This is a genomic window from Ruegeria sp. CK1 (genome assembly GCF_056536545.1).
Genome location: NZ_JBQFPX010000003.1, coordinates 314931 through 330047, shown reverse-complemented (window position 1 = coordinate 330047; position 15117 = coordinate 314931). Strand labels below are relative to the sequence as shown.

At 54.7% G+C, this 15117-nt stretch carries 10 protein-coding genes; 2 read left to right on the top strand and 8 right to left on the bottom strand.

All coding sequences use genetic code 11. From position 1 onward, the window contains the following. Positions 1-6 precede the first annotated feature (6 nt). Complete coding sequence (locus ACR0L3_RS10640; protein WP_480745689.1) at positions 7-1032, top strand: trans-3-hydroxy-L-proline dehydratase; 1026 nt, start codon at positions 7-9, stop codon at positions 1030-1032. A gap of 227 nt (positions 1033-1259) precedes the next feature. Beyond that, complete coding sequence (locus ACR0L3_RS10635; RefSeq protein WP_480745688.1) at positions 1260-3473, top strand: NADP-dependent isocitrate dehydrogenase; 2214 nt, start codon at positions 1260-1262, stop codon at positions 3471-3473. A gap of 277 nt (positions 3474-3750) precedes the next feature. Here the strand turns inward: ACR0L3_RS10635 and ACR0L3_RS10630 are convergent, their stop codons facing one another. From ACR0L3_RS10630 to ACR0L3_RS10595, 8 genes are all read right to left on the bottom strand, one after another. Next, complete coding sequence (locus ACR0L3_RS10630) at positions 3751-4857, bottom strand: peptidoglycan-binding protein LysM (RefSeq protein WP_480745687.1); 1107 nt, start codon at positions 4855-4857, stop codon at positions 3751-3753. Between the two features lie 43 nt (positions 4858-4900). Next, entirely contained in the window at positions 4901-6010 is a 1110-nt protein-coding gene (locus ACR0L3_RS10625) for a LysM peptidoglycan-binding domain-containing protein (RefSeq protein ID WP_480745686.1), read from the bottom strand. Between the two features lie 46 nt (positions 6011-6056). After that, on the bottom strand, positions 6057-7307 hold the full coding sequence (locus tag ACR0L3_RS10620; RefSeq protein WP_480745685.1) for a substrate-binding periplasmic protein: 1251 nt from the start codon (positions 7305-7307) through the stop codon (positions 6057-6059). A 21-nt stretch (positions 7308-7328) separates the two neighbouring features. Continuing rightward, entirely contained in the window at positions 7329-8114 is a 786-nt protein-coding gene (locus ACR0L3_RS10615) for a PP2C family protein-serine/threonine phosphatase (RefSeq protein WP_480745684.1), read from the bottom strand. Positions 8115-8117: 3 nt separating this feature from the next. After that, positions 8118-9134: an FHA domain-containing protein gene (locus ACR0L3_RS10610; RefSeq protein WP_480745683.1), complete on the bottom strand. Its 1017-nt coding sequence runs from the start codon at positions 9132-9134 to the stop codon at positions 8118-8120. 207 nt (positions 9135-9341) lie between these two features. Next, entirely contained in the window at positions 9342-11450 is a 2109-nt protein-coding gene (locus ACR0L3_RS10605; protein ID WP_480745682.1) for a serine/threonine protein kinase, read from the bottom strand. 338 nt (positions 11451-11788) lie between these two features. Beyond that, positions 11789-13075, bottom strand: a complete 1287-nt coding sequence (locus tag ACR0L3_RS10600) for a dynamin family protein (RefSeq protein ID WP_480745681.1) — start codon at positions 13073-13075, stop codon at positions 11789-11791. Next, the gene (locus ACR0L3_RS10595; RefSeq protein ID WP_480745680.1) at positions 13072-15114 is read right to left on the bottom strand and encodes a dynamin family protein; all 2043 of its coding nucleotides are present in this window, start codon (positions 15112-15114) and stop codon (positions 13072-13074) included. The genes ACR0L3_RS10600 and ACR0L3_RS10595 overlap by 4 nt, the downstream gene beginning before the upstream one ends. Positions 15115-15117: the final 3 nt, after the last annotated feature.

The window sequence follows — 15117 nt, the reverse complement described above, 5'->3', positions numbered from 1 at the left end:
CACGACATGCGCAGCACCAAAACGGTCCACATCATTTCCGCTCATGCCGAAGGAGAAGTGGGCGACGTTATCGTCGGCGGAGTACAGCCGCCACCCGGAGACAGTGTCTGGGAGCAGCGCGGGTTCATCGCGCAGGATCAGACCTTGCGCAACTTCGTCCTAAATGAACCTCGGGGCGGAGTATTTCGCCACGTGAACCTATTGGTTCCACCTAAACATCCGGAAGCGGACGCCGCTTTTATCATCATGGAGCCCGAAGACACGCCACCCATGTCGGGCTCAAACTCAATCTGCGTGTCTACGGTTTTGCTGGATAGCGGGATCATTCCGATGCAAGAGCCAGAAACTCGACTAACTCTCGAGGCCCCAGGTGGGCTGGTACGTGTCCGGGCCGACTGTCGAAATGGAAAGGCTGAACGTATCTATGTACAAAACTTGCCCAGTTTTGCGGACAAAATTGCTGTGCCTTTAGAGGTTGCAGGACTCGGCACGCTGACCGTTGATACTGCCTATGGCGGCGACAGTTTCGTTGTGGTCGACGCTGATGCGTTAGGGTTTGCGATTGTCGAGGAAGAGGCCAAGGACATCGCTCGTATGGGTGTGGAGATTACCAATGCAGCCAATGAACAACTTGGCTTTACCCATCCCCAGAACCCCGATTGGAACCATATCTCGTTTTGCGCATTCTGCGGGCCGCTTGAGAAAGTCGATACCGTTCTAACCGGCAAATCCGCGGTTGCCATTCAGCCCGGCAAAGTTGACCGGTCCCCCACCGGCACGGCGGTATCCGCGCGTATGGCGTTGATGGCGGCAAAGGGCCAGATGTCGGTCGGGGACACATTCGAGGCGATCTCGATCATCGGCTCACGTTTTACCGGTCGGATTATCGAGCAGGCTCATATCGGTGACCGTCCTGCCATAACCCCTGAGATCAGCGGCCGCGGTTGGATCACTGGCATCCACCAACACATGCTCGATCCGGACGATCCCTGGCCCGACGGGTATCGGTTGCGTGATACGTGGGGTGTTTGACTGCGATTCACGCATGAGTTTTAGGCAATCCCCCGCGTTTTTCTTGGCCGTGTCAATTTGCGCCCCTATAAGACGATTGATCCTAAGGCCAACCTGATTTAAGGGAAGCCTTGTCAAATAAGAGTCATCATTGGGGCGGTAGGCAATCCGTATCCCAAATCGCGCCACGCAAAAGTGGCACACTCTTGGATCGCACGCCCCGAAAGGCTTAAAAAAGGTAAGAGAATATGGCGGAAAAATCGAACTTCGATATATTGTATACCATTGTAGACGAAGCGCCTGAACTGGCCAGCGCCTCGTTCCTGCCCATCATTCGCAAGTTTGCTTCGGCGGCGGGTGTCAGCGTTGGCACCAAAGACATTTCGCTTGCAGGTCGTATTATTGCAACCTTTCCGGAAGGCCTGACCGACGCGCAACGCATAACTGACGATCTGGCCGCGCTGGGTGAACTGGTGAAAACGCCCGATGCCAATGTGATCAAGCTGCCGAACATCTCGGCTTCGGTACCGCAGCTGGTAGCCGCGATCGAAGAACTGCAATCACAGGGCTATGATATCCCAAACTATCCCGAAGAACCTTCGACCGACGAAGAAAAAGCGATCCGCGCGCGGTACGACGCAATTAAGGGATCAGCGGTGAACCCGGTTCTGCGCGAGGGCAACAGTGATCGCCGTGCAGCCAAGGCAGTTAAAAACTACGCCCAGAATAACCCTCATTCGATGGGAGAATGGAGCGCCGACTGCAAGACCAAAGTGTCGTCGATGTCGGGCAATGACTTTTATGCTAACGAGAAATCGGTGACCATCACAGCCGCGCAGGTTGGTGATGCGAAGATCGAATTCGTTGGCAAAGATGGCAACGCCACCGTGTTGAAAGACACTTTCCCTCTGATCGAAGGAACCGTGGCAGATGCGACTTTCATGTCCGTCAAAGCCTTGTCCGCCTTCCTTGGGGAAGCCATCGAAGACACCAAGAAGGACGGCACCATGTTCTCGCTTCACTTGAAAGCGACCATGATGAAGGTGTCTGACCCGATTATCTTTGGTTATGCCGTCAAAGCATGGCTGGCCCCTGTATTTGAAAAATTCGGTGTTGAGCTAGACGCTTTAGGTGTCAACCCGAACTCGGGTTTGGGTGACCTGCTTGATCGTATCAAAGGCAACGCTGAAATCGTGGCTGCCATCGACGCGCTGAAAGGCGACCGTCCGTCCATGTACATGGTGGACAGCGATAAAGGTATTTCCAACCTGCATGTGCCGTCGGACGTGATCATCGACGCATCGATGCCAGCTGTGATCCGTGCAGGCGGTAAGGGTTGGGATGAGACTGGCGCGAAAGGTGACACCAATTGTGTGATCCCCGATCGTTGCTATGCCGGTGTCTATGACGAAACAATCAAATTCTTCAAAGCCAATGGCGCGCTGAACCCTGCCACTGCGGGCGCTGTCGCCAACGTCGGCCTGATGGCGCAAAAAGCTGAGGAATACGGCTCGCACCCGACCACCTTTGAAGCGCCTGCAGACGGTACCATCCGTGTTGTGGCTGCTAGCGGAGAAGTACTGCTTTCGCATGAGGTTGAAACCGGAGACATCTGGCGCGCTTGCACCGTGAAGAAAGCGCCCATTGAAAACTGGATTCAACTGGCACTGGATCGTCAGCGCCTGACTGGATCTGAGGCGATCTTCTGGTTGGATGCGAACCGCGCCCACGATGCTGAGCTGATCAAATACGTCAAACCGGCTCTTGAGGCTGCTGGCGTTGCGGACAAGTTCCAGATTCTGGCTCCGCGTGAGGCTACGCTGCAAACCCTAAAGACGATAACTGCGGGTAAAGACTCGATTGCCATCACTGGTAACGTGCTTCGGGATTATTTGACCGACCTTTTCCCGATCCTGGAACTGGGCACATCGGCCAAGATGCTGTCGATCGTCAAGCTGATGAACGGCGGTGGTTTGTTTGAAACCGGTGCAGGCGGGTCGGCTCCGAAGCACGTACAGCAGTTGGTTGAGGAAAACCATTTGCGTTGGGACTCGATGGGCGAGTTCTGTGCGTTGGGTGAATCGCTGAACTTCTTGGCTGACAGCCAAGGCAACACGAAAGCTGGTGTTCTGGGGGCAGCAGCCGAGTCAGCAACGCAGGGCATTCTGGACAATAACAAGTCGCCCAGCCGCAAGGTTGGCCAACCCGACAACCGCGACAGCCATTACTGGTTCGCGCGTTATTGGGCCGAGGCTCTGGCGGCACAGTCCGACGATACTGAATTGGCGGCCGAATTCGGTCCGGTTGCCAAGGAACTGGCTGAAAAGGAAGGGCAGATTTTGGGCGAGCTGGCTGCTGCGCAAGGTGCGCCAGCAGATTTGGGTGGCTACTACCACACCGATCCTACCAAAGCGGCAGCTGTGATGCGCCCCAGCGCCACCCTGAACGCGATTATCGACTAATCCTTGGATAGCCACGCTACCTTGCGTGGCAATTCCCCGCATGTCATTGACAACAAAAGGGACCGACCCCCAAAGTCGGTCCCTTTTTTGAGTGAGTGGCGAGGCCGAGCCTCACCGGTAAAGTTACTTCCAGATTATCAACTACAGAAAACCGGGCCATTGGGGGTTTCCCGTAGATCTTCCGTTTGCGTCTCGAAAACCTAAAACTTGAACGCCAACCGGGCGAAGGCGGGCCGACCTTAAGACCGGCCCGAGTAGTTTCAGGAGAAACGACGGGTCAGTTAGACGCCGCGTTCAGCTTTTCATTTTGCTCGCGCAGGGTGTCCGAAATAATCGCATACCATTCACCCGACTCACGCATTTCATTCAAACCCTTGTTCATCATGGCAATGTACTCACGCGCAAATGGATTGGTGCGGTGTGCCAGAAAGCTCATCGATGACAAAGTTGATACATAAGGGTTCTCTACTACGTCAGCCGAGGTCAGACCCATGTCTTTCTTGGTCGCTGCAAAAAGTTCAACTTCGAACGCTGCAACATCGGCAGTGCCGGTCAAAACAGCATCCAGACACTCGCGGGCCGAGTTTGGTTGAACTACGGTCGTGTTGTCCCGGTTCAGGCCGACTTCCTCAAGAACAACCATACTCCAGCCTGACATGCGGCAAATGGTTGAGCCCTCAAAGTCTGCGAAGGATGTCGCGTTTACGTATTCACTTTCTGGCAGAGTGAAAAAGCCACCGACGACGTCATAAACCGGAACGGAAGCTACGAATTGGGTGCAGCGGGCTTCGGTTTCTGCCGACCACTCATAAGTGCGGTTGGTACAGTCCGGGACGGTCCAGGCAATCGAAATATCAAACGCGCCAAGCGGCAACAGAGTATCCAGGTGCGAGCTCCAATCGTCGACGAAGCTTACGGAGTATTCGCGTTGGTTACCTGCACGTTGAAGGCTGGTGGTTGCCAGACGGGTCATGATACCGCCGCCCCCCAGAGCTTCACTTGTGAATGGCTCCCATCCGTTGCCAGCAACCATTTTGATCGGCGGTGCGTAAACGTTCGAGCGCTTGACACTCGCGGCCCGCTTTTCCTCTGCCGCAATGATGTCTTGTGCACTTTGGCCGTTGGGCAGGCTGCCATCTTCACAGGGCAGCGCCAAAACCAAACCAGGTTCTAGGTCGTTCGGATTTGTGATGGCGTTGCGGTTCGCGTTGAAGATTGGCTGATAGTTTGAGGTGCCATAAGCTGCGATCGCGATAGTCGCCATCGTGTCGCCATCTTGAACGGTGTAGTTGGAGCAGGCTTCTTGCGCTGCGGCTGCGCCTGCGGAGAGTGTGAGGACGGCTGTCGCCGTCATCACCTTGGTGTTGAGTTTTTGTTTAAGCATTTTTTGTTTTCCTCCCGTGGGTTGGAATGTGGAAAGTTAAACCTTAGCCAGAAGAGGCTATCAGTCGTTCGTTGTGCTCATTCAGTGTGTCAGAGATGATGGCGTACCATTCGCCGGATTCCCGCATTTCGTTCAGGCCTTTGTTCATCATCGCAAGATACTGCTTCCCTTGCGGGTTGGACCGATGTGTGATGAAGCGAAGTGCGGAAAGAGTTGAGACATAAGGGTTTTCTACCAAGTCATTCTGGTTTAACCCCATCTCTGCCATAGCGTCTGCGAACAGCTGAACTTCGAACGTGGCGACGTCCGCTGTGCCGGTCAGAACTGCATCAAGGCATTCACGTGCAGAAATTGGCTGCATCAACTCGATGGTTTCGTTAGGAAGCAGGCCCTCTTGTTCCAGATCGTGCAGAAACCATCCGTCCATTCGGCAGACAGTTGCGCCTTTTAGCTGTTCAAAGCTTGTCGCGCTGGCGAACTCACTTTCAGGCAAGGTGTAAAAACCTAGGACGATGTCATAAACCGGTGCCGACGCATGGAACTGCGTGCAGCGAATTTCGGTTTCCCATGACCACTCGTAGGAACGGTTTGTGCAGTCCGGCATGTTCCATGCCATCGATACGTCGAACGCACCCAGAGGCAGAAGCGTTTCGATATGCGAGTTCCAATCGTCCACGAAGCTGATCGAATACTGGTGCGCATTGCCTGCGCGCTGCAGGGCCGTGGTACCTAAGCGAGTGATAAAACCACCGCCGTTCAAAGTTTCATCTGCAAACGGAGCCCAGCCATTGCCTGTAACGAGCTTGATCGGGGATTTGAACGAGCTCGACTGAACGGAATTGGCAAAACGCTCTTGTTGTGTCGCGATGATTTCGCGGGCGCTTTGTCCGTTGGGCAGGCTTCCATCTTCGCACGGAAGAACAAGTGTCAGCCCTGGCGACAAGGCGTTCGGGTTGGTGATCGAGTTTCTGTTTGCGTTGAAAATTGGCTGGTAGTTGGATGTGCCATAGGCAGCAATTGCAATGGTGGCCATCGTGTCACCATCTTGGACCGTGTAATTCGTACACGCTTGCTGGGCGGCAGCGGCTCCGGCGCTAAAAGCGATGACGGCAGCTGTTGTCATCGCAACGTTATGGAGCTGTAGTTCAGGCATTCTTTGGTTTCTCCAGAGGTAGTAATTTATTGCGGCTTTTGTTGTTTCAGCCGTTTTCCATTTGATGACGCAGGGCGGCAGATACGATGTCGCGCCATTCGCCAGATTGCTGCATGATCGTCAGACCCTGGTTGAGCGTCTCAAGAATCGCTTCCCCATCCGGATTGTCTTTATGGGTCATGACGTTGAGCGACTTGATCGCCGCAAGGTTGGGGTTTTCAACGATCCGGTGTTCATAGCCCAGGCGAGCGATTGCCTCGACGGCCAAATGTGCCTCGATCGCGACGATATCGGCGGTACCTTCCATTACGGCATGAAAGCAATCATCTGGCGACACCGGACGAATTAGCGAGATTGCAGGCGCGTACAGCCCAACAGCATCCATATGCGAAGTTGACCAACCCTCGGGGCGGCAAATTGTGGTACCCGCGAAATCGGCATAGGTCAGAGTTTGTTCATAGCCCGATCCTTCGCGGGCAAAGAACGTATCCACGACCTCATAAAACGGGTTCGAGAAATTATAGGTCTCGCAACGCACACGATCTTTTTCCGACAACGCCTCGGCTTCTTCGCAGTTGGGGCGAGACCAAGGGAAGGTGGCGTCAAAGGCCAATGTCGGCATCAAAAGATCCAAGTGTGAGGACCAATCGTTGACGAACTGGATCTTATAGGCTTGCTCGGGTGCGGCCCGTAGCATCGCGGTTTCCACGAGGTTGGTGTAAAGACCACGATGGGGTAGGTCCTCATCCGTAAAGGGTGCGTAATTTCCGCCAGTGATCAGTAGCAGCTGACGATCCCGGATTTCCGGACGCTCTCCTGAATCCGCGTTCCGGATCAGCGCGGCACCTTCGGCCCGAGCGGCTTCAATTTCTTCGCGGGCAGCGGCTTTGGCAGCAATCACTGCCTCGTCACTGACCTTTTGTGCTTCGGCGACCCGAGCTTCCGCTTCCGCGATTGCTTTTCCCGCGCGCATTTCAGCAGCCTTGACCAGCTCTGCGGCCATTTCAGCCGCTATGGCTTCAGCTTCGGTTTGAGGAGCTGCAGGTGCCCGGCCAATATCTTCAAGGCAGGGCAGGGTCAGCACGTCGCCTACGCGGATAATGTTTGGGTTGTTCCCAATTACGTCGCGGTTGGCGTCAAAAATGATACGAAAATCCTCGGTCGAATAGACTTCAATCGTCAATTCCCGAAGGCTGTCGCCTGACTGGATTTCATAGGTCGAGCATGCCTCTTGCGCCGAGGCTGCTCCTGCCGCAGCAGCAAGTGCCAGGCTGGATATTAAAAGATGGGGTCTCATGGTCCTGTATCTTTGCCTTGGTTAGTTTCTTGTAAGTTTCACAACGCCAATTGAGACGTTGTCTTGGTCTGGATCGCCCTTGGCCCGCAGGGCCTGCCACAGCGCATCTGCGATGTCTTGGGCCCAGGCTTCGGACTTGTCTTGAAGAATAGATTGGATCTCGGCATCGCTGAGATACTGCAGCCCGTCACTGCCTAGGATCAGAACATCCGAACTCGTCAAAGTAAGCGGTTCTTCAGGGCAATCGACCTTGGGGATTGAACCCCCCATGATCACCGATGTCAGTTGGTTGCGGTCGGGATGTTCTTGCGCTTCGGCCTCGGTCAATGTGCCTGCGGCCACCTGTTCGTCAATGACAGGTGCCATTGAGTGGTCTTCATTGACCTGACGCAAGGTTGCGTCGCGAAACAGATACAACGGGCTGTCGCCGATCGAAATCCAGAACACCCGGTTATCGCGCAACAGAACGCCCAACAGGGTGGAACCCATGTTGAAGCCATCGCCCTGTTCTTCGCAATGGTTAGCGATCAGGGTGTTGGCTTGCATTGCTGCCATCGGTAGCGCGTCGATCAAAGCGGTTTCGGTCGGCGCTTCTGCTTCCAGTTCGGCATCCAGAGCATCGCGCCAGGCTGTGATAACCAGCTCCGAGGCCACTTCACCTGCTGCATGCCCGCCCATACCGTCTGCAACAACGATATAGCCTGCATTTGTTGCATCAAACATACGCGCTGCGATCGCGTCTTCCTGCGAGTCTCGCTGACCCTGATCCAGGATCAGCGCAATATCATATGCCGGAGTTGCCAGCATCTATCAGGCATCCCGCCAATCAAAGCCGTCGTCACAGAAGGCGGCGAAGCGGATCGACGTTTCACTGATCCGGATCAAGTCGCCGCTGCTGAGAGCAACGGTGCTTAGTACCGGTTTACCGTTCAGACGAACCAGGTTGGCCTTGCCACCGTGACCCAAATAGCATTTGCGGTCCTCTGGATCATACGCGATTACCGCGTGGTTGCTGCGAGAGATGCCTGTATCTCCAAAGTCCAACTGAATGGCTTGATCGTCGTTGCGGCCAATCTGCATTAGACCTTCGGTCAAAGTGATACATGAACCACGTCCTGGACCAGCGGTGACCACCAGCCAGCCAACGGGGAAGGTCTCTTGCGCAGCTTCGGCTTTTGCGACCGGCTCTGCGGTTTCAATCAGGTCTTGAACATGCGTGTCGGCGCGCTCAAAGCCTAGGAACGTGGTCTTTACACGACCGCGACGATCCGCAGGAGCAGGCGTTGGTTCTGAAATCTCAGGCTCAGGCTGCACTTCAATTTCGGGCTCTGCCTGAGCGACCGGTTCAGTCGACGCGGGTTCGGCCGTTTCAACAACGACCTCAACGATTGGGTCGACCTCAGGGGTATCAGCTTGCAGCACTTCTACAGAGGCAGGTTCTTCCTCAGTTGCCACATGCAGAGTTACAACCGGTTCCTCAGGTTCTGGTTTTGCTTCGGGGGCTTCAAAGATATTGGATTGAGCCTCCGAGACGACCTCTGTGATCACGAATTCGTCTTCTTTCGTGGCTTCTTCTTCGCCCTCGGTAAACGTGGGCATCTTTTCTTCGGGGATCAGCTCGTCAGCTTCTTCGTAAGTTTCTGACGACATGTTTCCACCCGCCAGCGCATTGCGCAGGGCGTTGAAATCCGCGATTGGCTGAGGCTTTTCTACTTCGGTAGCTTCAACCTCTTCTGCTTCTACTTCTACCTCAGTTTCGGCTTCAGCTTCTTTGGGTTTGCCGGCACCTTCGAGAAGCCGGCTTAGAGGGCTTTTATATTTGAACATGGTGTCGACACCTTTGCTTTTTGACACAGGGCTTGTGGCCTTGTGGGGCTGCTATTCGCCTCTGCGCGCATCGGCACAACGGCACTAGAAACTGGAAACCTAACTAACTTCTTCTGCCGCGACGGGCCGGTTCCCGTCAGGGTGGCAGGTTTCCGGGCGCCACCCTCAGTTCTCACATTGCGACAGATCACTCGCGAACCGGTCATTTCACTCCTGTGCCAATGGCATTACGGCATCCGTTTCGGCGCCGTTGCGCAGCACCGTCAAACGGGCCTGAGAATGCTCATCCGCAACCAATGCCTCCAGCACATTGTCCAAACTTGTCTGTCCATCGATGGCGGTTGAGGTTTGGTCCTCACGAACTAGAACGTCGCCCTTCAAAAGGCCGCCTACGGCGTCGGCGGGAACAGAGGTCACGACGGTTTCCCAACCTTGGCCACCTTCATTGTGGACTGAAAACTCGTACCCGTTTTCCAAGCCGATCATGCGAATGGCGGGTAGAGCTAACAAGCCGTTCTGTGCCAGCGTCTTACCCAGCGGGCGATACCGTGCAGTCACACGGATGTATCCGTCGGGGTCGACGGACAAATCGTCCAAAATCTGCGCTGCAAAACTGGTGTTCTCGCGAATGGGCTCACCGTTCAGAGTATAGATTGCCGCACCGCGTTGAACCCAATCCCCAATTACCGACATGTCCTGGTTCGGGTTGACACCCGTGACCGCGATGACGCTTCCGGTAGAAGCGCGTCTTTGTGAAGTCTGGAATGGAATCTCGACGTCCCAATGCGAGAACGCAACCTGAGTGTCCGCTGGGGTGCCCGAAACGACCGGGGCCGGGGCGGCTGTCTGGGCTTGAGCCTCTTCTGGGACAGCCGTCTCGGCCTTTACCTGCTCGACAGGTTCCGGAGTGGTGTTTGCCTGTGTGGGCGCCGGTTCTTCTTGTTCTGGTGCTGGGTGAGCTTCTTCGACCTGCGACGCGGCAGCAGTTACTTCTTCCGAGGCTTGCGTGACTGCTGTTTCATCCGCAGCAACTGCTTCTGGCTGTGGTGTTTCATCACCGTTGGACAACAAGAAGAAACCACCAGCGGCCAGGCCAGCAACAACAATGGCGGCACCGGCAATCAGCTTACCGTTGCCACCCGAACCACTTTTAACCACGGTGTCCACGGTAACGACCGGTTCTTCCTTGGAAGTGAAGGTGGCAAGCTCGTCCTCATTCTTGTCTTCGTTGCCCAATGCAAGGTCTGCGTTTCCAGCCAGAAGTGCCGTAACCACAGCTTCGGCGTTCTCGCTTTCGGCCTTGACCCGTGCTTTTTCAGCTTCTTCGTCCTTGCGATCCATTGCGACGATGACTGAGACCGGACGATAATCAAATGTGTCGAACATTACGCTTGGCCCGCGGAACATTCGTAACCAATCCAAAGCGGTCTGCAGGCGATCGGTGGCGTGCACCTCCATCGCTTTGTCAATCGCCTCAAGAAAGCCGTCAGGATACCCTTCGAACCGCCCGGCCAGCGCGGTGTAGGGGTCTTCCTGACTGTTGTTGAATGCGTTCAAGCGGGTTTGCCCATCAATCGGGCGCTCGCCGCTGATGGCATGATACAAGGTAGCTGCCAGCACATAGAGGTCACTGCTTGGGCCCTGGTCAGCTCCACGCACGTAGAATTCGTGCGGCGAGTACCCATCCTTGATAACCCGCAGCGTCAACAGCGCAGCCGATTGATGCGCAGCTTGTTCGCGCGCAGCACCAAAATCGATCAGGACCGGATCACCATTTTCGTTGATTAGGATGTTGTCGGGTGAAATGTCCCGGTGCAGCATGCCACTTTGGTGAATGAAGGATACCGCCGACAGCATCTTTTCTGTGACCTGAACGATAAAGTCGGGTCCGGCCTCATTGTCGGTATCTTCGACATAGTCCAGAAGATCGCAACCCTTGATAAAGTCCATCGCAATGTAAGCGGTGTTGTTGTCTTCGAACACCTGATGAACATTGACGATGTTGGGGTGCACCAAACGCGCATGGTTGCGCGCTTCGAGAATGAACAGATCGATAATGGCGCGCAGATCGTCCTTTTGGCTGGGGTCTTCAGCTTCGACCATATCGCCGTTTCGTGTGCATAGGGCGCCCGGATAACATTCCTTGATCACAACATCTCGCTCAAGACTGTCGCGCGCAAGATAGGTAATTCCGAACCCGCCGTTGCTGAGGAAACGCAGAATTTCGTACTGCCCGCGCAACAGCTTGGCGCCAGGTTCAAGTCCGTCAATTTTCGGTTCGTCGTGCGATGCACCGACAGCCTGGTTGTGGCTCATTTCTTTCCGCCCGTTCTAAACATTTTGCGGTACAGTAACTGGGCTAAATCGCCCCAAAACTCACAACCAAAAAACAACCGCAGGACACTTAAGACGGTTAGACGTTTCAAATTTGACTTTATTGGGGCCGCCTCATGGCTTCACTAAGGATCGTTTTTGGCAGCAATCAATATATAGTTGGGGCGCTACCAACAGTATCTAAATATAGATTTTTAGCCTGCACAAAATGCAGGCTACCCTTGGTTTGTCTCCGCTTAGTCAACGGACTCGCTGTGTCTGAAAGCCGATTCTGGGTCACTCGAATCGCCGTAACGCAACTAAATTTTAACGAGAATTTTTCAGGTGCCCGTTTTCGGCTGGGCCGACTCTACGCGGCTGCCAGCCCAAGCCAGATTGTCACTAAGCTGCGCCAGAATGCTGATTGCATCTTTAAGGGGGGCATCGCCGCTTTCGAATTGCAGCAGCAACAGAAGGTCGGTGGCTTTTTCAAATTCAGCGGGAATCCAACCTGCCGAAGGATCGATTTCGCCGCCTTGTTCCAAACGTTCAGCGAAGTCTTCGACTATTTCCTGGCAAGAGTGAAGGAAAGCCGCCGGTTCAATGTTGGAAGATTCACGGAGGTCTTCGTAGATGCTGGCTATTGCCGCCAGCCAGTCTTCAAGAATTGGGTTCTCAAGCGGCGGCAGAGCGGATTCCAACGTGGATTGCATGGAAACTGTTTCCAGCTGCTCCGGTTCGACATCGGGTCCCGCCAGTGTTTCCAGATAGGGTAAGAAATCCTGTTTCAGATCGGCGCGTGCGGCTTCAATATCTGCAAGTCGGCGATCCGATGCAATTTGCAGAACATGTTCCGCCAATTCTTGACCGCCACAGGTTTCCCACAGGGCGAAATCGGGTTCGGGTTCCTGCGCCATAGCTTTCACCGCAACCGGCGTACCAATAGGCACGACCGACCGGAACAAGTCACCCTTTTCTTTGTTAAGTCTTGCTACTACGCGGTCCAACGCATCTCGTACTGGGGGTAGGTCGGTATGGGTAACAGCCAGCAGGCTGTTCGCACGCAACTCTTCCGGCACTTGTACCCAAAGGTGGCGTTCGGTCTCACGCCAAGCGTTTGTGCCATTCGTGCACCAGATTGCACAGTCAACAAACTTCAGAAGATCGAGCGTTGCCTTATAGGTATCATCCAACGCCCCGGTGCCGGGCAGATCGAACAATGAGATTTCCTGAAGGGCAGGGGTATTCAATCCAACAGAAATGAAATCAGGCTCTTCAGCGGCAGCTTTTTCCAGCGCAATACCGGAATAGACTTTTGGTTCGCGATCCCACCATCCGACTGTGGTTTCAGGAATTTCAGAGTAGGCGACGATTACAAGTGGCAGTTTCAAATGCTGAGGTCCGGTGGGCAGAATATCCGCACCGGCCAGCATGTTGGCGAGGCTTGATTTGCCTGCCCCGAATTCCCCGGCAAACCCGATGTTCACCGCATTGGACAGCCGTTCAGCGTGGGCCAGAGCGCGCTCGCGCATTCTGTCCAGGGTCGTGTCGGCTGATAGCTTTTCGGTCGCGGTCAGAAAGCGCTCAAGTTGTCTTACTTCCTGTTCGGTTCCGGGAAATTCGATCATTCCGCAGCCTCTGCTAGTCTTTTATCTATGTCATCCGCGCCGAAAATAGCGCCCAGTTCTTCGCTAATACGCTGGGCATCGTCAAACGACGCTTGAGCTTCGGTTCGCTCATTGGTTTGACCAGTTCCGGCCCGATGTTCAAGATGCCCTGCCAGCAACGCAAGAAAATGATCAAGGACGGTGTTCAGTCGCTCCATCAAATCACTACGCGCGGTGTCGACCAGATCGTCACCGATCATCTCAAATTCTTGAACAATCAAGCGTTCCGCGCGTGCCACCACGCTCTTTCGTGAAATAAGCCGCGACAACCACGTTACTCGCAGCTCAACCGTGATGCCGCGTGTGAGGGCAGTAGTATCTGGGCGGAACCACCGTACGGCGCTCGTGTTCATTCTATTGTCTGTGGGATCTTGCCAGCCGGGCAAAGCGCGCAAGGCCGCGTTGCTTTGCATGTCGATTGAGTACAACTCGCTCAACATGCGTTGCCGCACCACTTGTGTGGCACCTTGGACAAGCTCACGCATGCGGTCTCGCAATGGACCAAAATTCAATTCAGTTTCACCGCCTTTAGCCAACAACGGTGAGTCACCGTTTGGACCACGCACAACGGCCGATACGGACTCAGCCACGGTATCGTCCATCACACCGCGCAGATTGGCCAGAACGTCATCCATGTCGTTGACGATTTCAGCGGTTTTTTGGGTCACAAGCGTACGCAGGTCGGCCAGGGTTTTGTTGTTTTCGCCGTCGCTTTCTGCATTTGGACTGATGTCTTCTTCGATGGCGCGGAGATGGGCTTTGCTGCGTTCAAGTTCGCCTTGTGCGAAACTGTTCAGATGTTGCCACGCCATGCGCAGCTGCTCGTTGCGCGGACCTTCAGTCAACGCGCTGGTCACATGACGACGCAGGTCCGGCAACCCCGAGGCGATCATTGCCGCAAAGCGCAACACACCTTCTCGGCTGATTGGGCCCGCACCCTGTTTGATCTCTTCCACACCGTCCAGATATTGCTTCATCTGCTCGGGATGTGCCCGTAACCATGCCAGAACGTCATCGTGGTTGATGCCCGTCTCATCGCCGGTCAATGCGTAGTGTGCCCATTGCGCACTGCCCATCAAAACGTCGATTTCCGAGTTCCCGAGCGCTCTTTCCAAACCCTCCATAACGTCGGCTCGGACTTTACCTGCATCTTCAGCACCGCCGCCCAATTCATCAACGCGGTTGATAAAGACAACGATTTGGCCCAATTCCAGCGCCTGCATCAGACGGAACAGCTTGAGGTCAGCGCGCGACAGCGCCTGATGCGCAGACAGAACCACGACAAAGAAGTCAGATTCCTTAAGATATTGGCGCGAAATCTCCTCGCGGATCAGAAGCGGGTCGTTGACACCGGGTGTATCCGTCACCGTCAACGGGTAGGGGAAGTGACCAATGTCAAAATAGACTTCGGCCTTTCGAGTGATATCGCTGTAAAGGCCGCGATCCGACCCCGGATCATGCTCACCTTCCTCGGTCGGGTCGTCGCCAGCGCAGACGTAGCGCGCCAGATCGTCCGAAGTCAGCTCATCAAGATCGTGATGCTGACCCAGCAGATGCTTGTAGCTTGCGCCCAATCGCAGTTTGGCGCGGTTTTTCATCGCCTCGACCTGCTCTTCGATCATCTCGCGCTTATAACTGTCCTCGTCGTCTGGGAACATGTTGCGCAGCTCTTCGCCCTCGGCGATCAGCGCTTGCCATTGACTATTATCGAAAAAGTGGAATTCCGCACCATTGGTGCGGCCTGATGGGTGGCCGAAATGCATGTCGGTGATCACAGTCGTCCACGGGTTCACATCCGAAGGCAGGTATTCGGCCTGCCCGGTGAATCCGTTGATCAGACGGGACTTGCCTGCCTTGATCTGCCCGACGAAGGCAATCGAGGGTTTCAGGTTTGTCAGATCACTGACGATGCGAGAGATGAACTGGCGGGTCTCTTCGTTAGAGGTCCGGTTCATGTCCTCGGCAATTCGGATTAACTCAAGACGGTTACTTTCACTCATAAA